At 73.9% G+C, this 25,320-nt stretch carries 25 protein-coding genes; 13 read left to right on the top strand and 12 right to left on the bottom strand.

Features of this window, described 5'->3' with window-relative positions; translation table 11 throughout:
• Positions 1-131 precede the first annotated feature (131 nt).
• Positions 132-1,289 carry a hypothetical protein gene (locus SVTN_RS11300; RefSeq protein ID WP_052499057.1) on the top strand — a complete coding sequence of 386 codons (1,158 nt, stop codon included), beginning with the start codon at positions 132-134 and terminating at the stop codon, positions 1,287-1,289.
• A gap of 19 nt (positions 1,290-1,308) precedes the next feature.
• Here SVTN_RS11300 and SVTN_RS11295 read toward each other — a convergent pair whose 3' ends face one another.
• Positions 1,309-1,740: a MarR family winged helix-turn-helix transcriptional regulator gene (locus SVTN_RS11295; RefSeq protein ID WP_041128976.1), complete on the bottom strand. Its 432-nt coding sequence runs from the start codon at positions 1,738-1,740 to the stop codon at positions 1,309-1,311.
• Positions 1,741-1,770: 30 nt separating this feature from the next.
• Positions 1,771-2,010 (bottom strand): hypothetical protein, encoded by a 240-nt coding sequence (locus tag SVTN_RS11290; RefSeq protein WP_041128975.1) that lies wholly within the window; start codon positions 2,008-2,010, stop codon positions 1,771-1,773.
• 143 nt (positions 2,011-2,153) lie between these two features.
• On the opposite strand from SVTN_RS11290, the gene SVTN_RS11285 reads away from it, so the two are divergent.
• The 3 genes from SVTN_RS11285 (at position 2,154) to SVTN_RS11275 (ending at position 7,082) form a co-directional block, all read left to right on the top strand.
• Positions 2,154-4,316 (top strand): acyl-CoA dehydrogenase family protein, encoded by a 2,163-nt coding sequence (locus tag SVTN_RS11285; RefSeq protein ID WP_041128974.1) that lies wholly within the window; start codon positions 2,154-2,156, stop codon positions 4,314-4,316.
• 14 nt (positions 4,317-4,330) lie between these two features.
• Positions 4,331-5,524 carry a lipid-transfer protein gene (locus tag SVTN_RS11280; protein ID WP_041128973.1) on the top strand — a complete coding sequence of 398 codons (1,194 nt, stop codon included), beginning with the start codon at positions 4,331-4,333 and terminating at the stop codon, positions 5,522-5,524.
• Between the two features lie 118 nt (positions 5,525-5,642).
• The gene (locus SVTN_RS11275) at positions 5,643-7,082 is read left to right on the top strand and encodes an MFS transporter (protein WP_041128972.1); all 1,440 of its coding nucleotides are present in this window, start codon (positions 5,643-5,645) and stop codon (positions 7,080-7,082) included.
• Here the strand turns inward: SVTN_RS11275 and SVTN_RS11270 are convergent.
• Genes SVTN_RS11270 through SVTN_RS11255 form a run of 4 tightly spaced genes read right to left on the bottom strand, consistent with a single transcriptional unit; the run spans position 7,079 to position 10,551 of the window.
• A complete protein-coding gene (locus tag SVTN_RS11270) occupies positions 7,079-7,684 on the bottom strand; it encodes a response regulator transcription factor (RefSeq protein ID WP_041128971.1) in 606 nt (201 codons plus the stop codon). The two genes, SVTN_RS11275 and SVTN_RS11270, sit on opposite strands and share 4 nt — an antisense overlap.
• Entirely contained in the window at positions 7,681-8,883 is a 1,203-nt protein-coding gene (locus tag SVTN_RS11265) for a sensor histidine kinase (RefSeq protein WP_052499056.1), read from the bottom strand. The genes SVTN_RS11270 and SVTN_RS11265 overlap by 4 nt, the downstream gene beginning before the upstream one ends.
• Before the next feature lie 25 nt (positions 8,884-8,908).
• Positions 8,909-9,631, bottom strand: a complete 723-nt coding sequence (locus SVTN_RS11260) for an ABC transporter permease (RefSeq protein WP_425428959.1) — start codon at positions 9,629-9,631, stop codon at positions 8,909-8,911.
• Positions 9,628-10,551: an ABC transporter ATP-binding protein gene (locus SVTN_RS11255; RefSeq protein ID WP_041128970.1), complete on the bottom strand. Its 924-nt coding sequence runs from the start codon at positions 10,549-10,551 to the stop codon at positions 9,628-9,630. The genes SVTN_RS11260 and SVTN_RS11255 overlap by 4 nt, the downstream gene beginning before the upstream one ends.
• 282 nt (positions 10,552-10,833) lie before the next feature.
• Here SVTN_RS11255 and SVTN_RS11250 point away from each other — a divergent pair, with 282 nt between their 5' ends.
• From SVTN_RS11250 to SVTN_RS11240, 3 genes are read left to right on the top strand one after another with little or no spacing between them, the layout of a single operon-like run.
• A complete protein-coding gene (locus SVTN_RS11250) occupies positions 10,834-11,688 on the top strand; it encodes a MaoC/PaaZ C-terminal domain-containing protein (protein ID WP_041128969.1) in 855 nt (284 codons plus the stop codon).
• 45 nt (positions 11,689-11,733) lie between these two features.
• Complete coding sequence (locus SVTN_RS11245; RefSeq protein ID WP_041128968.1) at positions 11,734-12,810, top strand: Zn-dependent alcohol dehydrogenase; 1,077 nt, start codon at positions 11,734-11,736, stop codon at positions 12,808-12,810.
• 15 nt (positions 12,811-12,825) lie between these two features.
• Positions 12,826-13,770, top strand: a complete 945-nt coding sequence (locus SVTN_RS11240) for a 3-oxoacyl-ACP reductase (protein WP_041128967.1) — start codon at positions 12,826-12,828, stop codon at positions 13,768-13,770.
• A gap of 129 nt (positions 13,771-13,899) precedes the next feature.
• On the opposite strand, the gene SVTN_RS46130 is transcribed toward SVTN_RS11240, so the two are convergent.
• Together SVTN_RS46130 and SVTN_RS11235 are read right to left on the bottom strand one after the other, a co-directional pair.
• Complete coding sequence (locus SVTN_RS46130; RefSeq protein WP_099055187.1) at positions 13,900-14,022, bottom strand: hypothetical protein; 123 nt, start codon at positions 14,020-14,022, stop codon at positions 13,900-13,902.
• Between the two features lie 47 nt (positions 14,023-14,069).
• A complete protein-coding gene (locus SVTN_RS11235; protein ID WP_174518250.1) occupies positions 14,070-15,206 on the bottom strand; it encodes a hypothetical protein in 1,137 nt (378 codons plus the stop codon).
• 252 nt (positions 15,207-15,458) lie between these two features.
• Here SVTN_RS11235 and SVTN_RS11230 point away from each other — a divergent pair, with 252 nt between their 5' ends.
• The 5 genes from SVTN_RS11230 to SVTN_RS11210 are packed head-to-tail and all read left to right on the top strand — an operon-like array spanning position 15,459 to position 20,546.
• Positions 15,459-16,493 (top strand): ABC transporter substrate-binding protein, encoded by a 1,035-nt coding sequence (locus SVTN_RS11230; RefSeq protein ID WP_041128965.1) that lies wholly within the window; start codon positions 15,459-15,461, stop codon positions 16,491-16,493.
• A 58-nt stretch (positions 16,494-16,551) separates the two neighbouring features.
• Positions 16,552-17,370, top strand: a complete 819-nt coding sequence (locus tag SVTN_RS11225) for a Nif3-like dinuclear metal center hexameric protein (protein ID WP_041128964.1) — start codon at positions 16,552-16,554, stop codon at positions 17,368-17,370.
• On the top strand, positions 17,367-18,110 hold the full coding sequence (locus SVTN_RS11220; protein WP_179949638.1) for a zinc ribbon domain-containing protein: 744 nt from the start codon (positions 17,367-17,369) through the stop codon (positions 18,108-18,110). The genes SVTN_RS11225 and SVTN_RS11220 overlap by 4 nt, the downstream gene beginning before the upstream one ends.
• On the top strand, positions 18,110-19,699 hold the full coding sequence (locus tag SVTN_RS11215; protein WP_041128963.1) for a bifunctional RNase H/acid phosphatase: 1,590 nt from the start codon (positions 18,110-18,112) through the stop codon (positions 19,697-19,699). The genes SVTN_RS11220 and SVTN_RS11215 overlap by 1 nt, the downstream gene beginning before the upstream one ends.
• A 49-nt stretch (positions 19,700-19,748) precedes the next feature.
• Positions 19,749-20,546, top strand: coding sequence for a GNAT family N-acetyltransferase (locus tag SVTN_RS11210; protein WP_041128962.1), 798 nt, complete (start codon positions 19,749-19,751; stop codon positions 20,544-20,546).
• Here the strand turns inward: SVTN_RS11210 and eda are convergent.
• Together eda and yaaA are read right to left on the bottom strand one after the other, a co-directional pair.
• On the bottom strand, positions 20,536-21,180 hold the full coding sequence (gene eda / locus SVTN_RS11205) for a bifunctional 4-hydroxy-2-oxoglutarate aldolase/2-dehydro-3-deoxy-phosphogluconate aldolase (RefSeq protein WP_041133783.1): 645 nt from the start codon (positions 21,178-21,180) through the stop codon (positions 20,536-20,538). The genes SVTN_RS11210 and eda overlap by 11 nt on opposite strands.
• A gap of 71 nt (positions 21,181-21,251) precedes the next feature.
• Positions 21,252-22,019, bottom strand: a complete 768-nt coding sequence (yaaA, locus tag SVTN_RS11200; protein ID WP_041128961.1) for a peroxide stress protein YaaA — start codon at positions 22,017-22,019, stop codon at positions 21,252-21,254.
• Positions 22,020-22,240: 221 nt separating this feature from the next.
• Here yaaA and SVTN_RS11195 point away from each other — a divergent pair, with 221 nt between their 5' ends.
• Positions 22,241-23,683, top strand: a complete 1,443-nt coding sequence (locus SVTN_RS11195; protein WP_041128960.1) for an RNB domain-containing ribonuclease — start codon at positions 22,241-22,243, stop codon at positions 23,681-23,683.
• On the opposite strand, the gene SVTN_RS11190 is transcribed toward SVTN_RS11195, so the two are convergent.
• Together SVTN_RS11190 and SVTN_RS11185 are read right to left on the bottom strand one after the other, a co-directional pair.
• Entirely contained in the window at positions 23,628-24,503 is an 876-nt protein-coding gene (locus tag SVTN_RS11190) for a hypothetical protein (RefSeq protein ID WP_052499055.1), read from the bottom strand. The two genes, SVTN_RS11195 and SVTN_RS11190, sit on opposite strands and share 56 nt — an antisense overlap.
• On the bottom strand, positions 24,500-25,270 hold the full coding sequence (locus SVTN_RS11185; RefSeq protein ID WP_041128959.1) for a MerR family transcriptional regulator: 771 nt from the start codon (positions 25,268-25,270) through the stop codon (positions 24,500-24,502). Before SVTN_RS11185 ends, SVTN_RS11190 begins: the two co-directional genes overlap by 4 nt.
• Positions 25,271-25,320 lie beyond the last annotated feature (50 nt).

The following is a 25,320-nucleotide window of genomic DNA, read 5'->3' as shown; positions in this document are numbered from 1 at the left end:
GTGCTCGCTCTCTCTGTAGCCCAGTTGTACCGACAGCGTGACAGTCACCACTGACAACGCCCCCCGCCTGCCGGTCTAGGCTCTTCGGGCCGCCGGGACGGGCGGTACGGGACGCGACGGGGAGGTCGGACGTGGACGAGCAGGCCGAGGTGGCACAGCAGACGCGAGAGGTGTCGTGGGTGCGGCGGGTGATCCGGAGCCGTACCGCCCGCGTCTCGGTCGTCGCCGGGCTCGTCGGTGTTCTGCTCGGCGCCGGCACCGTCGCCTGGCGGACCGACACGCTGCCCCTGGTCGACGGTCCCGCCCCCTGCTGGGACTCGCTGAGCGAAGGGACCGTGACCGCGCTCTTCGGTGAGGACCGCGAGATCCGTGCCGAGGAGCAGAAGCTGGGGCGCGACTGGCGTGATCGGGACCTGGCCTACGGGGAGTGCCGGGTGTCGGGCCTCAAGGACGGGGAGGTGCGCAGCCGGATCTCGATCCGGGTCCACGAGCTCGACGGGCTGTACGGCATGGACGGCCACCGCTGGCCCGCCGAGTACCTGGAACCGGACATGGTGCCGCTCGGCAAGGGGGTGCCCGGCATGGCGAACGCGTCCCGCGCCTGGGTGGCGTTCCCCGAGAGCTGCACCGGCAAGCCGCGCGATTTCACCGCCTCGACGGTCGTCGACGTGGCCCTGGGCCGGGCCGGCATCGACCGCCGGCCCGAACTGCCCGGCTGGGAGGAGGACCGCGCCGCGCTGGCGCGGACGGCCGTGGACGCCGCGAACGGCGCGATGCGCGCCCTCGGTTGCACCGCGTCCTACCCGTTGCCCGGCACACTTCCGGCGGTGGCCGGCTGGGAGGAGACGCGGGCGGGCACGCTCTGCGGGATCAAGGGCTTCGCTCTGCCCGCCGGTTTCTCCGCCGAGCGGCGTGAAGCGCTCTCCAGCGAGCGGTTCGGTGGCTTCGGCGGCCCCGCCCGGGTCTGCGAGGTCGGCGGCCAACAGCCCAACACCTACCTGCGGTTCACGACGGTGGTGGATCCCGGGCTCGTCGACCTGTTCGCGCAGGACGTCATGCGGGGCGGTGCGCGCGTCCAGGGCCCCAAGGGCTACGGCTCGCTGAGCGAGACGCGCGCCGCCTACAAGGCGAAGTGTCCGAAGGGTTCGGTGGTCTTCCTCGTGGAGCAGAAGCGTGCGATCGACGACGTCGCCTTCGACCTGACGCGCTCGCTGCTCCCCGCCTACGTGGCGGCGGAGACGGAGCGGATCGGCTGTGGCCCGGAGAAGGTGAAGATCATGCGCGGCTGACCGACTCGGCCCTTCGCCTTCAGGGCCGGGTGTCTTCGAGGTTCTCGATCATGCGCTCCAGGACGCGGACGGCGGTCCCGTACTCCTCCGGGGTGATGCCGTCGACGGAGCGGGTGCGGAACGCCTTCACGTGGTCCGCCACCTCGGCCAGGCGGGCGGCGCCGTCCGGGGTGAGGGCGAGCTGCCCGGAGGCCGGGCGGGACGTCCAGCCTCCGGCGAGGGTCGTCTCGATGGCGGCGGTCAGGGTGGGGGCGTCGGCGTTGGCCGAGAGGATCTTCAGGACCTCGGCGTCGGTGATCCCGTCTTCCTTCTTGACCATGTTCAGGACCTGCCAGGCGACGCGGGTGAGGCCGAACTCCCCGAGCGTGCCGTCCATGACACGCGTGAGGGCCTTGTCGGTGCGGTTCAGCAGGAAGCCGATGGGGGGCATGGTGTTGGGCTTGTGCTCCATGCGGGGTTCTCCAGACGGTGGTGAGGGGTCTCAGCGGTCGGACGGTTCCGGCGTCAGTATCGACGTCCAGTCCTGCGTCCGCGCCCAGTCGTCGAAACCGTGCCAGCCGACCTCGGGGAACTCGCGGCGCAGGCCGGTGACGTCGACGTCGAGGCCGGTCGTGGTGAAGTAGGAGAACATCGCGGCCAGGTCCGTGGACCGGGTGCGGACATGGGCGAGGGGGACCTCCTCGTAGGAGACCGGGCGGCCCATGGCGGCGACGGTGAGCATGGTTCCCCCTGGGATATTTGCTGTGCAATGCATTCTCTGTGCTACGCAGAAGACTCTACCCCGGTTTCTCTGCGTCATGCAGGTTTTCTCGAATCAGGTTTCTGACCTTCCGTCAGAATGGAACGTGTTCTAGTCTGCGCCCCATGGGCATCGCCATCACGCACGAACAGCGGGAGCTCGCCCGATCCGTCCGGGGCTGGCTCACCCGCGCCGTACCCCCCGAGGAAGTCCGCAAGCACCTGGACGTCCCCGACACCGCCACAAGCCGCCCCCCGTACTGGGACGCCGCCGCCGAGCAGGGGCTCCTCGGCCTGCACCTCCCCGAGGAGCACGGCGGAGGGGGCGGCGACCTCGGGGACCTCGCCGTCGTCGTGGAGGAGGCGGCGCGGGCCCTGCTGCCCGGGCCCTACCTGCCCTCCGTGCTCGCCGCCGAGGTCCTCCACCGCGCCGGGCGGCACGAAACGGCCGGCACGCTCGCGCGTGGGGAGCGGATCGGGGCCGTCGCCCTCGGCGGCACCGGCACCCTCACCGCCGTCCGCACCGCGAGCGGCTGGCTCCTCGACGGCACCGCGCCCCCCGTCCTCGGCGGCGCCCAGGCCGACCTCGTCCTCCTCCGGGCCGCCACCGCCGACGGCTCCGTCTGGCTCGCCGCCGACACCGAGGGCCTCGCCGTCCGGCCCCACGAGAGCGCCGACCCCACCCGGCCCACCGCCGAGATCACCGCCCGCGCCGCCCACGTACCGGCCGAGCGCGAGCTCGGCCTCGAAGCCGGAGTCGTCCACGACCTCGCCGCCGTCCTCTTCGCCGCCGACGCCTGCGGCACCGCCGCCCGCGCCGTCGAGACCGCCGCCGAACACGCCCGCACCCGCGAACAGTTCGGCCGGCCCATCGGACAGTTCCAGGGCGTCAAACACCTCTGCGCCGACATGCTCGTCCGGCTCGAACAGGCCCGCGCCCTCACCTGGGACGCCGCCCGCGCCGGCCAGGACGAGGCCCGCTCCCTCACCGCCGCGCTCGCCGCCGCCACCGCCCTCGACACCGCCTACACCTGCGCCAAGGACTGCATCCAGATCCTCGGCGGCACCGGCTTCACCTGGGAGCACGACGCCCACCTGCTGCTGCGCCGCGCCCTCGTCGCCCGCCAGCTCCTCGGCACCGGCGACCACCACCGGCTCGCCGCCCTCCGGCACGCCGCCGCCGGCGTCCGGCGCGGCCTCCGCCTCGACCTGCCGCCCGAGGCCGACGCGTACCGCCGCGCGGCCCGCGAGGCCGTCGCCCCCGCCGCCGGGCTCGACCCGGCCGCCGCCCGGCGCGCCCTCGCCCCCACCGGCTACGCCGCCCCGCACCTCCCGGAGCCGTACGGGCTCGGCGCGGGCCCCCTCCAGCAGCTCGCCGTCCAGCGGGAGCTCGACGAGGCCGGGATCAGCCTCTCCGGACTCGGCATCGCCACCTGGGTCGTCCCCTCGCTCCTCGCCCACGGCACCCCCGAGCAGCAGGCCGAGCACCTCGCCCCGACCCTGCGCGGCGAGCGCCTCTGGTGCCAGCTCTTCTCCGAGCCCGAAGCCGGCTCCGACCTCGCCTCCCTCCGCACGCGCGCGGAGCGGACGGAGGACGGGCGCTGGCGGATCAACGGGCAGAAGGTGTGGACGAGCGCCGCCCAGTGGGCCCACCACGGCATCCTGCTCGCCCGCACCGACCCCACCGCCCCCAAGCACCAGGGGCTCACCTACTTCCTCGTCGACATGAAGAACACCCCCGGCATCGACATCCGGCCGCTCAAGGAGATCACCGGGGACTCCCTCTTCAACGAGGTCTGGTTCGACGACGCCCTCCTGCCCGCCGACGCCGTCGTCGGCGAGGTGAACGACGGCTGGCGGGTCGCCCGCAACACCCTCGGCAACGAACGCGTCCACATGGCCGACCAGGTCGCCTTCGACACCGGCCTCGAAGCCGTCATCGCCCAGGCGGACCGGGTCGACAGCTCCGTACGCGTACGGATCGGGGCCCTGCTCGCCGAGGCGCACGCGCTCGCGTGCATCGGTCTTCGCACCACCCTGCTCCAGGTGTCCGGCCTCGAACCCGGCGCGGGCGCCAGCGTCCGCAAACTCGTCCAGACCCTCCACCAGCAGAAACTCGCCGAACTCACCCTCGAACTCCGCGGCCCCGAGGGCGCCGTGCGCGAGGGCCCCGGCGAACGGGCCGTCCACGGCCTGCTCATGTCCCGCTGCCTCACCATCGCGGGCGGCACCACCCAGGTACAGCTCAATGTCGTCGCCGAGCGCCTGCTCGGCCTCCCGAAGGACTGAGGGGGAACTCGGAAATGGGCAAGGCGTATGTCGTCGGCGTCGGCATGACGAAGTTCGAGAAGCCGGAGACCCGGGACTGGCAGTACTGGGACATGGCCGAGGAGGCGGGCACCGCCGCCCTCACCGACGCCGGCGTCCCCTACGCGCGCGTGGAGCAGGCCGCCGTCGGCTACTGCTTCCAGGCCTCCACCGCGGGACAGCGCGCCGTGTACGAGCTCGGGCTCACCGGCATCCCCGTCTACAACCTCAACAACAACTGCGCCACCGGCTCCACCGCCCTCATGACCGCCCGGCAGTTCGTCGAGGGCGGCATCGCCGACTGCGTCCTCGCCCTCGGGTTCGAGAAGATGGCGCGGGGCTCGCTCGGCGGCGGCGCGGGCGCGGGCGACTTCAAGACCTCGCCCGTCGCCCGGCACTACGGCATCATGGCAGCCCGTCACGGCTTCGAGGCCAGTCCTCCCACCGCCCAGATCTTCGGCAACGCCGCCCGCGAGCACATGGAGCGGTACGGGACCACTGAGGTGCAGCTCGCGGCCGTCGGCGCCAAGAACCACCAGCACTCGGCGAACAACCCCAACGCCCAGTTCCAGGACGTCTACACCGTCGACGAGATCCTCGCCGCGAAGACCGTCCACCGGCCGCTCACCAAGCTCCAGTGCTCGCCCACCTCCGACGGCGCGGCCGCCGCCGTCGTCGTCTCCGAGCGCTTCGTCGACGAACACGGGCTGCGGGGGCGGGCCGTGGAGATCGCCGGGCAGGCGATGACCACCGACACCGAGGAGTCCTTCGCCTCCGGCTCCTGCATCGACGCCGTCGGCCGCCCGATGTCCCGGGCCGCCGCCCGCCTCGCGTACGAACGCTCAGGCCTCGGCATCGAGGACGTCGACGTCGTCGAACTCCACGACTGCTTCTCCATCAACGAGCTGCTCACCTACGAGGCGCTCGGCATGTGCGAGGAGGGCGCCTCCGGCAAGCTCGTCGAGTCCGGCGCCACCACGTACGGCGGGCGCTGGGTCGTGAACCCCTCCGGCGGCCTCATCTCCAAGGGCCACCCGCTCGGCGCGACCGGTCTTGCCCAGGCCGCCGAACTGGTCTGGCAGCTGCGCGGCGAGGCGGGGGCCCGGCAGGTCGCGGGGGCGCGGGTCGGGCTCGCCCACAACATCGGCCTGGGCGGGGCCGCGGTGGTGACGCTGCTGCGGAAGGCGTGATCCCCGAGGGGCGGGACACGGCGTCGGGCGGCGTAGGTCCGAGGGGCCGAGTCCGGGCCGCGGCCCTAGGACCCACGCCGTATGTACGGGGCTGAAGCGGTCTGCGACCATCACATCCATGCCGCAGACCGACTCCGCCACCACGACCACGTCCTCCGCCCCCCGACTCTCCCCCCGCCCCTGGGCGGTCGTCCTGACCGCCTGCGCGGGGCAGTTCCTCGTCGTCCTCGACGTCTCCGTCGTGAACGTGGCACTGCCGTCGATGCGGTCCGACCTCGGGCTCTCGGCGGCCGGCCTGCAGTGGGTGATCAGCGCGTACGCGATCGCCTTCGCCGGGTTCATGCTGCTCGGCGGGCGGGCCGCCGACCTCTACGGGCGCAAGGCGATGTTCCTGCTCGGGCTCGGTCTCTTCACCGCCGCCTCGGTCGCGGGCGGTCTCGCCCAGGAGGGCTGGCAGCTCGTCGCGGGCCGTGCGGTCCAGGGCCTCGGCGCGGCCGTCCTCTCACCGGCCACGCTGACCCTGGTCACCGGCGCCGTCGCGGTCGGACCCGCCAGGACCCGGGCCATCGCCACCTGGACGGCGGTGGGCGCGGCCGGCGGCGCGGCGGGCGGCTTCGTCGGCGGGCTCCTCGTCGACCTGCTGTCCTGGCGCTGGGTGCTCCTCATCAACGTCCCGATCGGGGTCGTCGTCCTGGCCGGCGCGGTGTACTGGCTCCGCGAGAGCCGCACCGGCGCCGGCCGCCGCCTCGACCTGCCGGGCGCGGTCCTCGTCACGGCGGGCCTCGCCACCCTCGCGTACGGCATCGTCCAGACCGAGGAGGCCGGCTGGACCGACCCGGCGACGCTCCTGACGCTCCTCGGCGGCCTTGCACTCCTCGCCGTCTTCGTGACCGTCGAGGCCCGCACGGCGGCCCCGCTGATGCCGCTGAAGCTGTTCCGTACGCGGGCGGTGTCGGCGGCCAACGTGGGGATCCTGCTGTGCGGTTCGAGCTCGTTCGGCATGTGGTTCTTCATGACGACGTACGCGCAGAGCGTCCTCGACTACAGCCCGCTGCAGGCCGGCCTGGCGCTCGTCCCCAGCTCCCTCAGCGTCGTCCTCGGCTCGAAGCTGGCCCCGCGTCTGATGCCGGCCGTCGGCGCCCGCAACCTCGCCGTGACGGGCGCGCTCATCGGGGCCGGCGGCTTCGCCTGGCAGTCCACGATGACCGTCGACGGCGACTTCCTGACGACGATCCTCGGCCCCGGGATCCTGATGATGGGCGGCATCGGCCTGGCCACCACCCCGCTGGCCACCCTCGCCACCTCCAGCGCCGCCCCGGGCGACGCGGGCCTCGTCTCCGGCCTCGTCAACACCTCCCGCACCATGGGCGGTGCCCTCGGCATCGCGGTCCTGACCACGCTCGCGACCGCCGTCACGGGCCCGACCGCGACCCCCGCCGGCCTCACCGCCGGTTACGCGGCGGCCTTCCGCGTCTCGACGGCCGTCCTCGTCGGCGCGGCCCTGCTGATGCTGCTCTGGCTCCCGAAGGGCTCCGCGAAGAGCAGCACCAAGGTCTAGAGCCAGCCCTTCTGGCGCGCCGCCCGCACCGCCTCCATCCGGTTCCGCGTGCCCGTCTTGCCGATCGCGGAGGACAGGTAGTTCCGTACGGTCGACTCCGAGAGGTGGAGGGTCGCGGCGATGTCCGCGATCGTCGCGCCGTCCACCGAGGCTGCCAGGGCGTCCCGCTCACGCCCCGTCAGCGGGTTCGGGCCCGCGCTGAGGGCCGCCGCCGCGAGCGCCGGGTCGATGACCGTCTCGCCCCGCAGCGCCTGCCGCACCGCCTCGGCCAGGTCCTCCACGGGGCCGTCCTTCACGAGGAAGCCCGCCGCGCCCGCCTCCATCGCCCGCCGCAGATAACCCGGTCGGCCGAAGGTGGTGAGGATGAGGACCCGGCAGTCCGGGACCTCGTCCCGCAGGTCCGCCGCCGCGTCGAGCCCCGAACGTCCCGGCAGTTCGATGTCGAGGAGGGCCACGTCCGGGCGTGCGACGAGCGCCGCGTCGACGATCTCGTCCCCCCGCCCGACCTGCGCGACCACCTCGATGTCGTGCTCCATGCCGAGCAGCAGGGCCAGTGCCCCGCGCATCATGCCCTGGTCCTCGGCGAGCAGAAGTCTGATCATTCGGCGGGCTCCCCCTGGTGCTGTACGGGGGCCTCCACGGGGAGTTCCGCGGTGACCCGGAACCCGCCGCGCGGAGCGGGCCCCGACTCAAGAGTGCCGCCTGCCGCGGCGAGCCGCTCGTGCAGGCCGCGCAGGCCGCTCCCCGGGGTGCCCGTGGTCGCCGGGCCGTGGCCGTCGTCGGTGACCGTGAGGCGGACCCGTTCGGCGGTGCCGGAGAGGGTGATCTCGCAGCGGGCGGCGCCGCTGTGCCGGATCGCGTTGGTCGCGGACTCGCGGACCACCCAGCTCAGCAGGGCCTCCGTCGCGGGTTCGAGGAGCGGTCCCGAGCGGCGTACGACCGGTTCGATGCCGGCGGTGGAGAGCGCGTCGCGCGCCCGGTCGAGCTCGGTGGCGAGGCTGCCCTCGCGGTAGCCGGTGACCGCCTCGCGGATCTCGGTCAGCGCCTGGCGGCCCACGGACTCGATGTCCGCGACCTGCGCGAGCGCCGCGTCCAGGTCGCGCGGGGCGAGCCGCCGTACGACCTCCGACTTCACCACGATCACCGACAGCGTGTGGCCGAGCAGGTCGTGCAGGTCGCGGGAGAACCGCAGCCGTTCCTTCTCGACGGCCGTACGGGCCAGCTCCTCGCGGGTCTCGCGCAGTTCCCGGACCGTCTCGTCCAGGGCGAGGATCGCCGCCGTCACCATGACGGAGATGAACGTGCCGTACACGACGCCGAGCGAGTCCCAGCCGTCGCGCCAGTACGTCACCACCCCGACCGCCGCGACCAGCGGGAAGACGATGAACCGCAGCCGCTCCCTGCCCCGTACCACCGCGCCGACCGCGAGGCCCAGGAGCGGGAAGAGGAGCAGCCACTCCCGGCCGTAGCCGATGGCGAGGGCGAAGGTCAGCGCCCCGAGGGCGACGAGGAGGGCCCAGGTGGCGGGCGACTCGCGGCGGCGCCGGTCGAAGGCGCGGAAGACGATCGCGATGTAGAGGGTGTTGAAGGCGAGGAGGCCGAGCCCGCCGAGCCAGGGGTTGGGGGCCCCGCCCTCGATGAGGTGGGACAGTGCGCCCAGGCCCATCAGGAGCCAGGGGAGGAGGCTCAGCCCGTTCGGCCCCCGTTCCTTCCGGACGCCGGCCCGGATCCGGGCCCGCTCCCTCCGGCCCCCGGCCCGCTCCTTGGCGGCTCCGGTCCACACTTCCCAGACGTCCTTCATCCCCGTGTCCCCTGTCCCCGCTCGCTCACGCGGTCCGTGCCGAACGACGGTACGAGACCGCCGCGTACGTGCCGAACAGGGCCGCCCAGACCGCGATGATCGCGAGTGCCGTCACGCCCGGGGCGTGCCCGGTGGTGACCGAGACGCCGATCTCGGCGAAGCGGTTGGTCGGGGTGTACTCGGAGAGGGCGCGCAGCCAGCCGGGGAAGAGGCTCACCGGGAACCACAGGCCGCCGAGGACCGCGAGGCCCAGGTTGCAGGCGATGTTCGCGACGCCCGTCGTCTGCGCGGTGAGACGGTAGCCGTTGCCGATGCCGAGGAGGGTGAAGGGGAGCGAGCCGAGCCAGAGGGTGAGCGCGACCACGGCCCACTGCCAGGCCGCGAGGTGGACGTCGTTGAACAGGCCGCCGGCGAGGAGGACTCCGAGGATCGCCGGGAGCACCACGACCGAGCCGGTCAGGGCGCGGCCGGTGACGACCTGGCGCGGGGACATCGGGGTGATCCGCAGCTGCCGCAGCCAGCCGGAGCCCTTGTCCTCGGCGACGCCGGTGCCGATCGACAGGGCGGCGCCGAGCGCTCCGTACGCCGCCATGCCGACCATGGAGGCGGCCTTCCACTCCGGTTCGTTCTGGCCGCCGAGGTTGGTGAAGAGGAGGTACATCATCACCGGGACGGCGATGGTGCCGATGGCGAAGCCGGTGTCGCGCAGGGTGCGGCGGACTTCGAGGCGTACGTACTCGGTGATCATCGGGTCGTCTCCAGGGCGGGGGCCTGCGCGGCCGGGGCGTGCGCGGTGAGGGTGAGGAAGGCGTCGTTGAGGGACACGGGGGCGACTTCGAGGCCCCGGATCGCGTCCCGGTCGGCGAGTGCGCGGACGGTCGCGTCGGAGTCGTCGGTGTGCAGCCGGGCGCGGTCGCCGCGGATCTCGACGGCGGTCACCCCGGGGAGCAGGTCCAGGCCCTCGCTGGGGGCGCCGGCCAGGTCGAAGGAGACGAGGCTGCCGCCGGCGGCGCGCTTGAGCTGCTTGCTGGTGCCGTCGGCGAGGACGCGGCCGGAGTCGATGACGACGATCCGGTCGGCGCTGGCGTCGGCCTCCTCCAGGTAGTGGGTGGAGAACAGGACCGTGTTGCCGCGCCGGGCGTAGCCCCGCATCGACTCCCAGAAGAGCTCGCGGGCCTCGACGTCGAGGGCGGCGGTGGGCTCGTCGAGGACGATCAGCTCGGGGTTGCCGACGAGGGCGACGGCGAAGCGGACGCGCTGGACCTGGCCGCCGGAGAGCCGGTCGACCCGGCGGCCGGCGAGGTCGGTGAGGTCGGCGAGCGCGAGGGCCTCGGAGACCGGCATGGGCTTCGGGTAGGTCCGGGCGACGAAGGCGACGAGCTCGCGGACGGTGACCCGGGGGACCGGGCGGCCGTCCTGGAGCATCGCGCCGACCCGGCCGGCGGCGACGGCTTGGGCCGGGGTGCCGCCGAAGAGCCGGACCTCGCCGTTCTCGGGCTCGTCGAGGCCGAGGAGCAGGCCGATGGTGGTGGACTTGCCGGCGCCGTTGCGGCCGAGCAGGGCGACGGTCTCGCCGCGCCGGATGGTGAGGTCGATGCCGTCCACGGCGCGGACCGGTCCGAAGGACCGGGTGACTCCGGTGAAGGCGACCGCTGTCTCGTTCTTCATGGGTACGACGCTACGGAGCGGGGGCGGGGGTCCGGCAGGCGTGAATGTACGGACCCGGCCGTGACAAATGTCCTGGGGCTCCCGGAGGCCACGCATCTGACGTGTCGTCAGGAGGGGTTCACAACCTCCCACCCCTCCGCTATACATGGGTCACCGAACTGGAACGCGTTCTAGATCTCGACGGATCCGGCGCGTACGGGACGGTCCCGCACGGCCTCGGTGCGGTCGACGGTGCGGACGGCCGCGCCGAGGTCTCCACCCGCCACAAGGAGCAGCAGCCCGATGCCCATCGACCCCGCAAAGGCCGTCGCCGCGGAACCCCGCAGCGCCGAGATCTCCTGGGACCACAAGGACGTCCAGCTCTACCACCTGGGCCTCGGGGCGGGCGTCCCCGCGACCGACCCCGACGAGCTCCGCTACACCCTGGAGTCCAGGCTCCACGTCCTGCCCAGCTTCGCCACCGTCGCGGGCGCCGGCATGGGCGTCGTCGGCGGACTGTCCGCCCCCGGCATCGACATCGACCTCGCCGCCGTCCTGCACGGCGGCCAGTCGATCACCCTCCACCGCCCCCTGCCCACCGGCGGCCGCGCCGTCTCCACCTCCCGCGTCGCCGCCGTGTACGACAAGGGCAAGGCCGCCGTCCTCGTCCTGCGCTCCGAGGCCGTCGACGAGGACGGCCCGCTGTGGACCAGCGACGCCTCGATCTTCGTACGGGGGGAGGGCGGCTGGGGCGGCGACCGCGGGCCCTCCGAGCGCCTCGAACTCCCGGACCGCGAGCCCGACGCCACCGTCGAGCGGCCCATCCGCGAGGAACAGGCCCTGCTCTACCGGCTCTCCGGCGACTGGAACCCGCTCCACGCCGACCCCGAGTTCGCCAAGCTCGCCGGCTTCGACCGGCCGATCCTGCACGGGCTCTGCTCGTACGGCATGACCCTCAAGGCGGTGGTGGACACGGTGCTCGGCGGGGACGTCACCCGGGTCCGCTCGTACCGCACCCGCTTCGCCGGGATCGTCTTCCCGGGCGAGACCCTGCGCATCCGGATGTGGGCCGGGGACGGCCGCGTCCAGGTGGCGGTGACGGCAGTGGAGCGCGACGACGCCCCGGTCCTCGCCGACACCCTCGTCGAACACTCCTGAGCGTCTGACCCCTTGATCGCCTGATCGTCCGATGGGAGCCGCACCATGCGCGCAGCCGTACTGCACGAGATCGGCCAGGACAAACTCGAAGTCCTCGACGACGTCGAGGCGGTGGGCTTCGGCCCGGGCAAGGTGCGGATCCGGGTGAGGGCCACCGGCCTGTGCCACTCCGACGTCTCCGCGATGAGCGGAGTCCTCCCGCAGCCCGCCCCCTTCATCCCCGGTCACGAGGGCGCCGGCGAGATCCTCGACGTCGGCGACGGCGTCACCGGCCTCAGCCAGGGCCAGCGGGTGCTGCTCTGCTGGCTGCCCGCCTGCGGCAGCTGTCCGGCCTGCAAGCGCGGCCAGACCCAGCTGTGCCTGGCCGGCTTCATGAACGCCGGCGTCCCCAACTTCAAGCGCCCCGGCGGTGACGTCTTCGGCTTCGCCGGCACCGGCACCTTCACCGAGGAGGTCGTCGTCGACGCGGGCTGCGCCGTCCCCATCCCGGACGACGTGCCCTTCGACATCGCCGCCCTCATCGGCTGCGGCGTGACGACGGGCCTCGGCGCCGCCATCAACACGGCGAAGGTGGAGGCCGGTTCGTCGGTCGCCGTCATCGGCTGCGGCGGCGTCGGCATCTCCGCGATCCAGGGCGCCAAGCTCCAGGGCGCCGCCCAGATCGTCGCCGTCGACCCCGTCGAGTCCCGCCGCGAGGCCGCCCTGAAGTTCGGCGCCACGGAGGCGGTCGCCCCGGACGCGCTCGCCGACGCCAAGCAGCGGATCACCGGCGGCGAGGGCTTCGACTACGTCTTCGAGGTCGTCGGCAAGTCCGCCACCGCACGCACCGCGTACGAGACGACCCGCCGCGGCGGCACCCTCTGCGTCGTCGGCGCGGGCGCCCTCGACGACTTCCTCCAGCTCAACATGTTCGAGCTGTTCTTCGACGAGAAGCGGATCCTGCCCTCGATGTACGGCGGCGGGGACGTGCTCCGTTCGTACGAGCGGGCCATCGCGCTCTGGCGGGCCGGCCGCATCGACCTGGAGTCGCTCATCACCCACCGGGTGCCGCTGGCGGGCATCAACGAGGCCCTGGAGCAGATGCGGACCGGCGCGGCCCTCCGTACCTGCATCGAGATCTGAGAGGACTTCTGCGAGATGTCACTCCCCCTTGAGGGTTTGAGCGCGATCGTCACCGGCGCCGGGCGCGGTCTCGGCCGCGCCGAGGCCCTGGAACTGGCCCGGCTCGGCGCCGCCGTCGTCGTCAACGACTACGGGCAGCCCGGCCGCGACGGCTCGGGCGCGGCCTCCGCCGCACCCGCCGAGGAGGTCGCCGCGGAGATCCGCGCGGCGGGCGGCCGGGCGGTCGCCCACCTCGGCGACGTCTCCGACTTCGAGACGGCGCGGGCCCTGGTCGACCTGGCGGTGAGCGAGTTCGGGAAGCTGGACGTCCTGGTCAACAACGCGGGCATCCTGCGCGACCGGATGGTCTTCTCGATGACCGAGGACGAGTGGGACTCGGTCATTCGGGTCCACCTCAAGGGCCACTTCAACACCACCCACTTCGCGGCGGTGCACTGGCGGGGCCGCGCCAAGGCGGGCGAGACCGGCGTCTACGGCCGCATCGTCAACACCTCCTCGGAGGCCTTCCTCGCGGGCTCGGCCGGACAGCCCAACTACGCGGCCGCCAAGGGCGGCATCGTGGGCCTGACCACCTCGTCGGCGCTCGCGCTCGCCCGGTACGGCGTGACCGCCAACGCGATCTGCCCGCGGGCCAGGACGCGGATGACCGAGGACGTCTTCGCAGGCTTCGCCGAGCCGTCTGCCGAGGGAGAGCTCGACCCGCTGTCCCCGGACCACGTGGCGCCGCTCGTCGGCTATCTGGCCTCCCCGGCGGCGGCCGGCGTCAACGGGCAGCTGCTCGTCGTGCACGGCGGGATGGTGGCGGTCGTGGACCGGCCGAAGGTCTCGGCCAAGTTCGACACGGCCAAGGAGGCGTTCACGTACGAGGAACTGGACTCCCTCCTGACCCCGCACTACGCGTCCCGTCCGGCGGGCGAGACCTTCGCGGCGGCGGAGGTGCTGGGTCTGAAGAAGGGCTGAGCCACCACTGGGGTGTGGGGACCCGTCGACGGACGGGCGGTGGGGAAGGCGAAGGGCCCCGGGGAGACCCGGGGCCCTTCGCTTCTTCCTTCGCTTCTTCTTGCCGTTCGGCCTGCTTGCTCGGCCTGTTTACTCGGCCTCGCGGCGGTGCCGGCCGTGCGGCGAGGACGTGGAGTCCTCCGCCGGCGAGGCCTGACCGCGGTGCTTCCCGGAGCCGTGCGACTCCGTACCCTGCGTGCTTGCTTCGGACATGCTGGAACTCACCCCGTAGGTCTTGCTCTTGCTGTGCGGCGGAGAGTCTAGCCAGCCGGTTTGCGGTCGGTCAGCGGAGCCTGCTGCAAAGGCACCGGACGGCACACCCGGGGCTCCTCGACGACCACCACCGGCTCCGGATCCGGCTCCGGGGGCACCTCCAGGGCGGCGAGACCGCAGGGCGCCTCGGCCGTCGCGTACGGCAGCCGCAGCACGCCCTCGGCCGTCCACAGGCCCGCCCCGGCCAGCCAGCCCTGGGGCGCGGCCAGCTGGGCCATCCGGCGGGACGAGGGCTGCCAGACGCCCACCCAGCTGCCGCCCGCCGCGTCGATCCGCAGCGCCACCGCGCAGGACTCCGGCATCAGCACCTGCCCCGGCTGCACCGCGAACGGCGTCACCGCCGCGTCGTCGAGCCGCAGGCAGTCGGGGAACCGCACCGGCAGCAGGGAGCCGAGCACGCCCCAGCCGAGCCGGTCGTGTCCCGGGGACGGCGCGTCGGAGCGGATCAGGAGCAGCCCGCTGTCCGGGTCCGCGAGCAGCAGCCGGTCGTCGCTCTCCTCGGTGATCTGGAGCAGCGGCGTCACCTCCCCGCCCCGCTCCAGGTCGACGGCGACCGCCTTCACCGGACCGCCGTCGAGCCGCCGGTCGAGCGCGAGCATCCGGCCCGTACGGTCCAGCCAGACCCCGCCCGAGCAGCGGCCCTTGACCTCCGCCACCTGCTCGGGACCGAAGGCCCCGCCCGCCACCAGCCACAGCGTCGTCGTGTCGGGGCCGACGCACATGGCGTACGCGCAGATGCCGTCCGGCGAGGGCGGGAGCAGCACCAGGTCCTCGGAGCCGGGCGCCTCCACCGCGCCGAGCTGGAGCTCGCGGGTGTCCGGTCCTGTGGGGTAGAGCAGCGAGAACGTGTTCCGCCGCCCGTCCACGCGGCGGGCGACGAGGACCCGGCCGTCGGCGAGGGGCAGCAGCTGGGCGCCCGGCTCCTCCGGCTGGTCGAGGGGGAGGGGGACGGCGTACGGCTCCGGGCCGTCGAGGGTCCACCTCTCCACGTACAGGGCGTCACCGTCGCCCGCGAGCCTGGCCGCGTACGCGCCGTTGGCCGTGATCGTGAACCCCGCCGGCCAGGCCGCGCCGGGCTCGCGGTCGTCGTCCTCGGCCGTGGTCTCGATGGCACACGCTGTCATCGACTCGTCACCTCCGGCCACGAAGCTAGTTTTCGCACTTCCAGCCGAACAACACGAGCAGGGTCACTTCACACATAAGGGTGGCCCTGCGGCGGTTCGGCTGAGGGGGAGGGGGTGGTTGTGCTGGAGTGACCCATGGTGAGTAAGGTAAGGCGAACCTAACTGGAGTCTCCGGCTCCGGTCGGTCGCGCCCGTTTCCGTGCCCGGGTGACCCGTGATCCCCGCCAGGACGACCCGTACAGGAGCCTTCTCATGTCCCTCCGCCGCCGCGGCACCGCCGCCGTCCTCGCCCTCGCCGCCGGGCTCTCCCTCGCGGCCTGCGGAGGCGGCGGCGGAGGCTCCGACTCCGCCGGGAAGGACGACACGGCGAAGAAGAAGGACGTCGCCACCGGCGGCAAGGACTTCGGCGACGCCGCCGCCAAGACCGCGGCCATGGGCACCGACGCGAAGCCGGGCCAGTTCCCGCGCACCCTCACCCACGCCCTCGGCACGACCGAACTCAAGGCCGCCCCCAAGCGGGTCGTCGTCCTCGACGTCGGCGAGCTCGACAACGTCGTCTCCCTCGGCGTCAAGCCCGTCGGCTACGCCCCCTCCGAGGGCGACGACGGCATCCCCGGCTACCTCAAGAAGGACGCCGGCACCCCGAAGTCCGTCGGCACCATCAACAACCTCAACCTGGAGGCCATCGCCAACCTCCAGCCCGACCTCATCCTCGGCAGCCGGCTGCGCGCCGCCGACAAGTACGACGAGCTGTCGAAGATCGCGCCGACCGTGTTCTCCATCCGTCCGGGCTTCACCTGGAAGGAGAACTACCTCCTCAACGCCGCCGCGCTCGACAAGACGGCCGAGGCGAAGGCGAAGCTCGCCGCGTACGAGACCAAGGCGAAGCAGCTGGGAACGGACCTCGGCCCGAACAAGCCGACCGTCTCCATGGTCCGCTACCTCCCCGGCAAGATCCGCCTCTACGCCAGGGCCTCCTTCATCGGCACGATCCTGGAGGACGCCGGCCTGCCCCGGCCGAAGAACCAGCAGATCAACGAGCTGGCGGCCGAGATCAGCCCCGAGAAGATCGACGAGGCCGACGCCGACTGGATCTTCACCGGCGTCTACGGCGACGCCAAGGCCACCAAGAAGGACACCGCCCAGGCCAACCCGCTCTGGAAGAACCTCAAGGCCGTCAAGGCCGGCCGGGCCAAGGACGTCCCGGACGAGACCTGGTACCTCGGCCTGGGCGTGACGGCGGCGAACAGCGTGCTCGACGACCTGCGGGGCTACCTGGTCAAGTAAGGCGGGGTTGTCCACAGGCCAGGACGACGGGGCACGGGAGCCAGGTAGCCTTTCCTCCGTGCCCCGTCTGTCTGAAGTCATCGCCGAGCTCGACGCCCTCTGGCCACCAGAGCGAGCCGAGTCCTGGGACGCCGTCGGCACCGTCTGCGGCGACCCCGACGCCGAGATCACCCGCGTCCTCTTCGCCGTCGACCCCGTCCAGGCGATCGCCGACGAGGCGATCGCCCTCGGCGCCGACCTGATCGTCACCCACCACCCGCTCTACCTGCGCGGTACGACGACGGTCGCGGCCGGCCACTTCAAGGGCCGCGTCGTGCACACCCTCATCAAGAACGACATCGCCCTCCACGTGGCGCACACCAACGCCGACACCGCCGACCCCGGCGTCTCCGACGCCCTCGCCGGCGCGCTCGACCTCCGGATCACCGGCCCGCTCGTCCCCGAGAACAACCTCGGCCGGATCTGCGAGCTCGACCGCCCCGAGACCCTCGCCGAGTTCGCCGCCCGCGCCGCCAAGCGGCTGCCCGCCACCGCGCAGGGCATCCGCGTCGCCGGCGACCCCGGCATGACCGTGCGCCGCGTCGCCGTCAGCGGCGGCTCCGGCGACAGCCTCTTCGACGCCGTACGGGCCGCCGGCGTGGACGCCTTCCTCACCGCCGACCTGCGCCACCACCCGGTCTCCGAGGCCACCCAGCACTCACCGCTGGGCCTTGTGGACGCCGCCCACTGGGCCACCGAATGGCCCTGGTGCGAGCAGGCCGCCGCCCAGCTCGACGAGATTTCCGACCGCCACGGCTGGGACCTCCGCGTCCACGTCTCGAAGACGGTCACCGACCCCTGGTCCTCCCACCACACCTCCCCTGGAGCCCCCAACTGAACGCCGCGCCCGCCGACCAGATCCGCCTCCTCGACGTCCAGGCCCTGGACGTCCGCCTCCAGCAGCTCGCGCACAAGCGCAAGTCGCTGCCCGAGCACGCCGAGATCGAGGCGCTGACCAAGGACCTCACCCAGCTGCGCGACCTGCTCGTCGCCGCGCAGACCGAGGAGAGCGACTGCGGCCGCGAGCAGACCAAGGCCGAGCAGGACGTCGACCAGGTCCGCCAGCGCGCCGCGCGCGACCAGCAGCGGCTCGACTCCGGCGCCGTCTCCTCCCCGAAGGACCTGGAGAACCTCCAGCGCGAGATCGTCTCCCTCGCCAAGCGCCAGGGCGACCTGGAGGAGATCGTCCTCGAGGTCATGGAGCGCCGCGAGTCCGTCCAGGAGCGCCTCGCCGAGCTGACCGAGCGGGTCGCCGCCGTCCAGGCCAAGGTGGACGACGCCACCGCCCGCCGCGACGCCGCCCAGGCCGAGCTGGACGCCGAGTCCGCCGCCGTCGCCAAGGAGCGCGAGCTCGTCGCGGGCTCCGTCCCGGCCGACCTCATCAAGCTGTACGAGAAGCTGCGCGAGCAGCAGGGCGGCGTCGGCGCGGCCCGGCTGTACCAGCGCAAGTGCGAGGGCTGCCACATCGAGCTCAACATCACCGAGCTCAACGAGGTCCGCGCCGCCGCCGCCGACGCGGTCGTCCGGTGCGAGAACTGCCGCCGGATCCTCGTCCGCACCGCGGAGTCCGGCCTGTAATGCGCGAACTCGTGGTCGAGGCCGACGGCGGCTCCCGGGGCAACCCGGGGCCCGCCGGCTACGGCGCGGTCGTCCTCGACCCGGCGACGGGGGAGACCCTCGCGGAGGCCGCCGAGTACATCGGCGTGGCCACGAACAACGTCGCCGAGTACAAGGGCCTGGTGGCGGGCCTGAAGGCGGCCCGGGAACTGTTCCCGGACGCCGCCGTCCACGTCCGCATGGACTCCAAGCTGGTCGTCGAGCAGATGTCCGGCCGCTGGAAGATCAAGCACCCGGACATGAAGCCGCTGGCCGCCGAGGCCGCCCGCGTCTTCCCGCCGGGCCAGGTCCGCTACGAGTGGATCCCGCGCGAGCGGAACAAGCACGCCGACCGGCTCGCGAACGAGGCGATGGACGCGGGCAAGCGGGGCCGCCAGTGGGAGCCGTCCGCCTCCACGGCCGGCCTGGACGCCACGGCCGCCCGCAACGCCGCGACGCCGCCCCCGTCGGGCCCCCCGGGCGACGCGGCGGCGGGCGCGGCGCGAGCCCGTGCGGCGCTGGCGGGTACGGGTGCGGCCGGGGGCCTCGGCACGGGTACGGGCCCGGCCGCCGGGACGCCGGTCGGCTCCGCGACGGGCTCGGGCGCGTGGCCGGGTGCCGTGTCGCGCCCGACGACCCCGGCCACCGAGCCGGACGACGGCCTGTTCGCCGCCGAAGAGGCCCTCGCGGCCTCGGTGGCCTCCGGCGACTTCGAGGCCGAGGCGGGCGTGCTGGCCCCGACGGGCCATGCGGCCCGTGCCGAGGCCCGGGGCACGAGCGCAGGGACCGCCGAGGGCGGCGTTTCGGCGCCGGCTGACGCCGCGTACGCGCAAGCCGCTCCCGCGGCGGGAGGCACTGCCGCCGCGCAAGCCGGCACCGCTCCCGCGCAGGGCACCGCTCCCGCGCAGGCCGCCGCCCCCAGCCAGGGCTGGGCCGGGCCCGACATGGGGGCGCCCGCCACCTTCGTGCTGCTGCGGCACGGGGAGACCGCGCTCACGCCCGAGAAGCGGTTCTCGGGGAGCGGGGGCAGTGACCCCGAGCTGTCGGCGGCCGGGCTGCGGCAGGCCGAGGCCGTCGCCGAGGCGCTCGCCGCGCGCGGCACCATCCAGGAGATCGTCAGCTCGCCGCTCACCCGCTGCCGGCAGACCGCCGGCGCCGTCGCCGCCCGCCTCGGGCTCGACGTGCGGATCGAGCAGGGACTGCGGGAGACCGACTTCGGTGCCTGGGAGGGCCTGACGTTCGGCGAGGTCCGCGAGCGTTACCCGGCCGACCTCGACGCCTGGCTGGCCTCGCCGAAGGCCGCGCCGACCGGCGGAGGCGAGAGCTTCGCGACCGTCGCCCGGCGCGTCGCCGCGACCCGGGACCGGCTGACCGCCGCGTACGCGGGCCGTACGGTCCTCCTCGTCACCCACGTCACGCCGATCAAGACCCTCGTCCGGCTCGCGCTCGGCGCCCCGCCGGAGTCGCTGTTCCGGATGGAGCTGTCGGCCGCCTCGATCTCGGCCGTGGCCTACTACGCCGACGGCAACGCCTCCGTACGCCTCCTCAACGACACCTCGCACCTGCGGTAGGGCGCAAACCGGTGGCGGCGGGCCCCGGCCCCGTACCACCATCGCCCGCATGACGTGGTCCTTCACCGACAGCGCCGCGGCCTTCCGGGCCGCCGCCGCAGAGCACCTCGCCGCCGACGCCGCCCGCAACACCGCCGTGCTCACGCTCATGGACAAGGCCGGGCGGCTCGGCTGGTGGGCGGAGGCGGACGGCCGGGTCACCGGCGTCCTCGCGGAGGCGCCGCCCGGCGTGCCCTCCCTCGGGGTCATGACGGAGGAGGCGGCCCGCGCGCTGACCTTTCCCCCGGGCGAGGAGCCGACGGAGGTGCGCGGTGAGACCGCCGCCGTCGAGGCGTACGCGGAGGCCACCGGCCGCCCCTGGGCGACCACCGCCCGGATGCGGCTCTTCCGGCTCGGCGAGCTGACCCCGCCGGACCCGGCCCCGGCCGGCAGGGAACGGGTCGCCACCGAGGCCGACGTCCCGCTCGTCGCCGCCTGGACGAGGGAGTTCGCGGTGGCCATCGGGGACGAGCCGGCCGAGGACTACACCGGCTTCGTCACCGAGCGGATCTCCGAGGGACGACTGTGGCTCTGGGAGGCGCCCGACGGCCGCCCGGTCTCCATGGCCGCCGTCTCCCGCACGATCGAGGGCCAGGCCCGCGTCCACCTCGTCTACACCCCGCCCGCCGAGCGCGGCCGGGGGTACGCGGCCGGCGCCACCGAGGCGGTCAGCCGCGCCGCCCGGGAAGCCGGAGTCGCGCAGGTCCTCCTCTTCACGGACCTGGCCAACCCCACCAGCAACGCCCTCTACCAGCGCCTCGGCTACCGCCCCGTCACCGACCACCTCGGCGTGACGTTCACCCGGTGACCGGGACCCCCAGCTCCGCCGCCCCGCGCGCGAGCGCCTCCACCCGCCCCCAGTCGCGAGCCGCGAGGGCGTCGGGCGGCAGCATCCACGTACCGCCGACGCAGCCGACGTTCGGCAGGGCGAGGTAGTCGGGGGCGGAGCCGAGGGAGATGCCGCCCGTGGGGCAGAAACGGGCCCGGGGGAGCGGGCCCGCGAGGGACTTCAGGTACGGGATGCCGCCCGTCGCCTCGGCCGGGAAGAACTTCATGTCCCGCACCCCGTCTTCGAGGAGGGCCACGACCTCCGAGGCCGTCGACACCCCCGGCAGGAACGGCACGCCCGAGTCCCGCATCGCGCCGAGCAGCCGCTCGGTCCACCCCGGGCCGACCAGGAACCGCGCCCCGGCGCCCACCGCGTCCGCGACCCCGGCCGCCGAGACGACGGTGCCCGCGCCGACGACCGCCTCCGGCACCTCGGCCCCGATCGCGCGGACGGCGTCGAGCGCGGCCGGGGTGCGCAGGGTGACCTCGATCACCGGCAGCCCGCCGGCCACCAGGGCCCGCGCCAGGGGCACGGCGTCGGCGGCGTCCTCGATCACGACGACGGGGACGACACGGCATCCCGGGGCAAGGTCGAACACGCTCGTCGAGGACATGGGCGTCATCCTGCCCAGGGCGAGCGTCAACCGCAACGAGCGTTGCGGAGGGTGCAATGGTTCTTCTCGGGTCAGTGGATCTCGTCGACCAGGACGTCGAGCGCCCCCGCCTTCCCGCCCTCCTCCACCACGTACCGCAGGTCCCGCAGCGCCTCCGCCAGCTCCGCCGGCGAACCCGGCTCCGCGCCCGCCTCCAGGAGGCTCCGTACGATCCGGCCCTTCGTCGCCTTGTTGAAGTGGCTGACCACCTTCCGGGTCGGCGCGTGCAGCACCCGCACCGTCGCCGTCCGGGCCGCGAGCTCACCCTTCGGCTTCCACGCCGACGCGTACGCCGAGGAGCGCAGGTCGAGGACGAGTCCGTCCCCGGCCGCCTCCGGCATCACCGAGGCCATCGCGCCCCGCCAGTGCGCGCCGAGCGCCCCGAGCCCCGGCAGCTTCACGCCCATCGAGCAGCGGTAGGACGGAATGCGGTCCGTCACCTTCACCGCGCCCCAGAGCCCCGAGAACACGAGCAGCGAGCTCCCCGCCCGCTCCCGGGCCGCCGCGTCCAGGGTCGCCAGACCCAGCGCGTCGTACAGCACGCCCGTGTAGATCTCCCCGGCCGGACGCGCGCCCGCCGTCCGCAGCTCCGTGTTCTTCGCGACCTCGCCGCGCAGCCCCTCGCTCAGGCCGAGCACCTCGCGCGCCTTCTCCTCGTCGGCGGCGCACAGCTCGACCAGCTCGTCTAGGACCGCCGCCCGCGCCTCCGCGAGCCCCGGCAGGGACAGCGACTCAGGCTTCAGCGGCGCCCCGCGCCCCGAGGAGGCCTTGCCTTCGGAGGGCGGCAACAGCACGAGCACGGTGGTTCTCCTTCGTACGTACGGGGGGTGGGGGTGCGGCCCCGACGGTCCAGCGTACGAGGCCCCTCCCCGCTCCGCGTACAGGCGCCGGGCCTCACCCCACGTACGAGGTGCCGGACCACCCTCACGTACGAGGCGCCGGGCCCCACGCCACGTACGAGGCGCCGGACCACCCCCGCGTACAAGGTGCCGGGCCCCACCCCGCGCCATACGCTCGGTCCATGCCCCGCCGCCACATCCACGTGACCGGCGCAGCCGAGGCTCCGCTGCGGGCCGCCCTGCGCGCACTCCGTACCGAGCTCGCGGTTCCCGAGGACTTCCCGCCCGCCGTCCTCGCCGAGGCCGAGGCGGCCGCGAAGAACCCCCGCCTCCCCTCGTACGACGCCACCGACCTCCCCTTCTTCACGATCGACCCGCCCGCCTCCACCGACCTCGACCAGGCCATGCACCTGGCCCGCAGGGCCGACGGCGGCTATCGCGTCCACTACGCCATCGCCGACGTCGCCGCCTTCGTCACCCCCGGCGGCGCGATCGACGCCGAGGCCCACCGGCGCGTCCTCACCCTCTACTTCCCCGACGAGAAGGTCCCCCTCCACCCGCCCGTCCTCTCCGAGGGCGCCGCCAGCCTCCTCCCCGGCGAACCCCGCCCCGCCCTCCTCTGGCGCATCGACCTCGACGCCGACGGCCGGCGGGTCGCCACCGACGTCCGCCGCGCCCTCGTCCGCAGCCGCGCGAAACTCGACTACGCGGGCGTGCAGCGGCGGATCGACGACGGAACCGCCGAAGAGCCCCTCGCCCTCCTCCGGGACATCGGCCGTCTCCGCGAGGCCCTCGAAGCCGAACGCGGCGGGATCTCCCTCAACGTCCCCGAGCAGGAGATCGTCGAACGGGACCACACCTACACCCTCGAATACCGGGCCCCGCTCCCCGCCGACGCCTGGAACGCCCAGATCTCCCTCCTCACCGGCATGGCGGCCGCCGACCTCATGACCGCCGCCGGCACCGGCATCCTGCGCACCCTCCCCACCGCCCCCGACGGCGCCGTCGCCCGGCTGCGCCGCTCCGCCCATGCCCTCGGCGTCGACTGGCCGCACCACGTCTCGTACGCCGACGTGGTCCGCTCCGCCGACCCCACCAACCCGCGCCACGCGGCCTTCCTCCAGGAGTGCACCACCCTCCTGCGCGGCGCCGGCTACACCGTCTTCACCGACGGCCACGTCCCCACCCCGGCCGTCCACGCCGCCGTCGCCGACGAGTACACCCACTGCACCGCGCCGCTGCGCCGCCTCGTCGACCGGTACGCGGGCGAGCTGTGCGTGGCGGCGGTCGCCGGGGACGAGCCGCCCGAGTGGGTACGGGCCGCCCTGCCCGCCCTTCCCGACGAGATGGCCGGCGGCGCCCGCCGCGCCAACACCGTCGAACGCGAGAGCGTCGACATCGTCGAGGCGGCCCTCCTGAAGGAACGGATCGGCGAGATCTTCGACGCGTACGTCATCGACGTGAAGGAACGCGAACCGGCCGTCGGCACCGTCCACCTGGAGGACCCGGCGGTCGTCGCCCGCATCCAGGGCGGGGAGGCGAAGCTGCCGCTGGGGGAGTGGCTGCGGGTCAGACTGTCGGAAGCGGACCCGGGGACGGCGAAGGTCCTGTTCGCGCCCGCGTGAGCGCGTCGTACAGGGCCTTCGGCTCGTCGGCGTGCAGCCGGATCAGCCGTACGGGACGGGGCGCGCCGAGCAGCCGGGGCGCGTCGACCGGCCCGGTCAGCTCGATGGTGACGGAGGTCTGGGAGCCGACGGCGAGGTTCAGCTCGCCGTCGGCCTTCTCGTGCGAGAACAGGGACTCGCGCCGGACGGCCGCGATCCGCCCGACCGGGACGCGCACGTCGACGTGCGCACCCTGCCGGACCCGGAGGACACCGCCGGCGAGCGTATGCGGGCGGGTCACGGAGGCGGCGTGCAGCCCGAGCACGAACAGCACGGTGTAGACGTCCAGGACGAGGAAGACGGCGTGGACGAAGGGCCACTCGGCGAGCAGGTACGACATGCCGACCGTCTCGACCACGCACACGAACGCGAAGCCGTACATCAGCGCGGCCTGGTCGCGGGCGTGCGGGAAGACCCCGTCGGCCCCCTCGACCCCGTGCCGCCGCCGCCCGACCCACCGCACGAGACCCGCCATCAGCCGCAGCTCGTGCCCGATCAGCCGCAGCACGACCTCGGGCACGAGCTCGCCCAGCGCCTCCCGGGCGGAGAGCCCGAGCCGCCGCAGCCGCCGGAAGACGAGGACCTCGGCGAGGAGAAGCCCGGTCACGAGCAACTCCCCGGCGAGGAGCACGGCGCCGGGTATCCGCACCCCGGCGAGCAGGAGGACGAAGAGCACGAACTCGGCGGGGAGCGCGGCGTAGGCGACCGCGCGCAGGAGCCGCAGCGGGCGGGTGCGGGGCACGGCGCCCCCCTCCGTCCTGCGGACGGTGTTCGTCGTCATCGGCCCGCTTCCCCTCTCCCCGTTCTCTCCGTCCGTCGTTCCGTCACCAGTCCCACCGCCCGCCGCACCGCCGCCGACTGGGCCGGGGCGAGGTCCGCGAAGAACGTGTCGGCGAGGCCCCCGGCGCCCTCCGGGGGCAGCTCCACCGCCATCTCGTCCGGCAGGACGGCGGCCAGGGCGCGGGCCGCCTCCTCCACCCGGGGGTCGTCCACCTCCACGTCGGCGAGGGCGTCGAGGAGCGCGTACAGCTCCCGCGCGCTGCCCGCCGCGCCGTGCATCAGCTCCATCAGCCGGGCCCGTTCCGCCTCGGGGACGACGGTGTCGAGGAGGGCCAGGATCTCCCGGTCCTTCGCCGCCATCGGGGACTCGGGCAGCTCGCCGAGACCCGCGAGCAGCGCCGCCAGCTCCGGCGAGACGGGGCCCTCGGCGGGCAGGCGCCCGGCGCGGGCCTCGGCGAGGAGCGGGGCGAGGCGTTCCCGGCGCTCCCGGATGACGGCCTCCTGCCGGGCCAGGTCGTCCGCGAGCTCCTCCAGCACCTCGACGAGCCCCCGCCCCTCGTCGTCCGCGAGCACGTCCCGTACCTCGTCGAGGCCGAGCCCCAGCTCGGTCAGCCGCCGGATCCGGGCGAGCAGCACGGCGTCCCGGACCCCGTACTCCCGGTACCCGTTGGCCCGCCGCTCGGGCTCGGGCAGCAGCCCCGACTGGTGGTAGTGCCGCACGGCCCGGGGGGTGACCCCGACGAGCGCGGCGATCTCGCCGATACGCATGCGCCCAGTAGAAACCCTGACGCTGCGACAAGGTCAAGCGGTCGCTCCGG

Source organism: Streptomyces vietnamensis (assembly GCF_000830005.1).
Lineage (GTDB): Bacteria > Actinomycetota > Actinomycetes > Streptomycetales > Streptomycetaceae > Streptomyces > Streptomyces vietnamensis.
This window is presented reverse-complemented; position numbering and strand designations above follow the sequence as displayed.

Coding starts and splice junctions, on each gene's coding strand:
- SVTN_RS11275 (WP_041128972.1), top strand. CDS start 5,643: ATGCCGCAGACCGACTCCGCCACCACGACCACGTCCTCCGCCCCCCGA.
- SVTN_RS11250 (WP_041128969.1), top strand. CDS start 10,834: ATGCCCATCGACCCCGCAAAGGCCGTCGCCGCGGAACCCCGCAGCGCC.
- eda (WP_041133783.1), bottom strand. CDS start 21,180: ATGTCCTCGACGAGCGTGTTCGACCTTGCCCCGGGATGCCGTGTCGTC.
- SVTN_RS11245 (WP_041128968.1), top strand. CDS start 11,734: ATGCGCGCAGCCGTACTGCACGAGATCGGCCAGGACAAACTCGAAGTC.
- SVTN_RS11195 (WP_041128960.1), top strand. CDS start 22,241: ATGCCCCGCCGCCACATCCACGTGACCGGCGCAGCCGAGGCTCCGCTG.
- SVTN_RS11270 (WP_041128971.1), bottom strand. CDS start 7,684: ATGATCAGACTTCTGCTCGCCGAGGACCAGGGCATGATGCGCGGGGCA.
- SVTN_RS11295 (WP_041128976.1), bottom strand. CDS start 1,740: ATGGAGCACAAGCCCAACACCATGCCCCCCATCGGCTTCCTGCTGAAC.
- SVTN_RS11230 (WP_041128965.1), top strand. CDS start 15,459: ATGTCCCTCCGCCGCCGCGGCACCGCCGCCGTCCTCGCCCTCGCCGCC.
- SVTN_RS11280 (WP_041128973.1), top strand. CDS start 4,331: ATGGGCAAGGCGTATGTCGTCGGCGTCGGCATGACGAAGTTCGAGAAG.
- SVTN_RS11285 (WP_041128974.1), top strand. CDS start 2,154: ATGGGCATCGCCATCACGCACGAACAGCGGGAGCTCGCCCGATCCGTC.
- SVTN_RS11215 (WP_041128963.1), top strand. CDS start 18,110: ATGCGCGAACTCGTGGTCGAGGCCGACGGCGGCTCCCGGGGCAACCCG.
- SVTN_RS11255 (WP_041128970.1), bottom strand. CDS start 10,551: ATGAAGAACGAGACAGCGGTCGCCTTCACCGGAGTCACCCGGTCCTTC.
- SVTN_RS11210 (WP_041128962.1), top strand. CDS start 19,749: ATGACGTGGTCCTTCACCGACAGCGCCGCGGCCTTCCGGGCCGCCGCC.
- SVTN_RS11260 (WP_425428959.1), bottom strand. CDS start 9,631: ATGATCACCGAGTACGTACGCCTCGAAGTCCGCCGCACCCTGCGCGAC.
- SVTN_RS11290 (WP_041128975.1), bottom strand. CDS start 2,010: ATGCTCACCGTCGCCGCCATGGGCCGCCCGGTCTCCTACGAGGAGGTC.
- SVTN_RS11265 (WP_052499056.1), bottom strand. CDS start 8,883: ATGAAGGACGTCTGGGAAGTGTGGACCGGAGCCGCCAAGGAGCGGGCC.
- SVTN_RS11235 (WP_174518250.1), bottom strand. CDS start 15,206: ATGACAGCGTGTGCCATCGAGACCACGGCCGAGGACGACGACCGCGAG.
- SVTN_RS11240 (WP_041128967.1), top strand. CDS start 12,826: ATGTCACTCCCCCTTGAGGGTTTGAGCGCGATCGTCACCGGCGCCGGG.
- SVTN_RS11185 (WP_041128959.1), bottom strand. CDS start 25,270: ATGCGTATCGGCGAGATCGCCGCGCTCGTCGGGGTCACCCCCCGGGCC.
- SVTN_RS46130 (WP_099055187.1), bottom strand. CDS start 14,022: ATGTCCGAAGCAAGCACGCAGGGTACGGAGTCGCACGGCTCCGGGAAG.
- SVTN_RS11190 (WP_052499055.1), bottom strand. CDS start 24,503: ATGACGACGAACACCGTCCGCAGGACGGAGGGGGGCGCCGTGCCCCGC.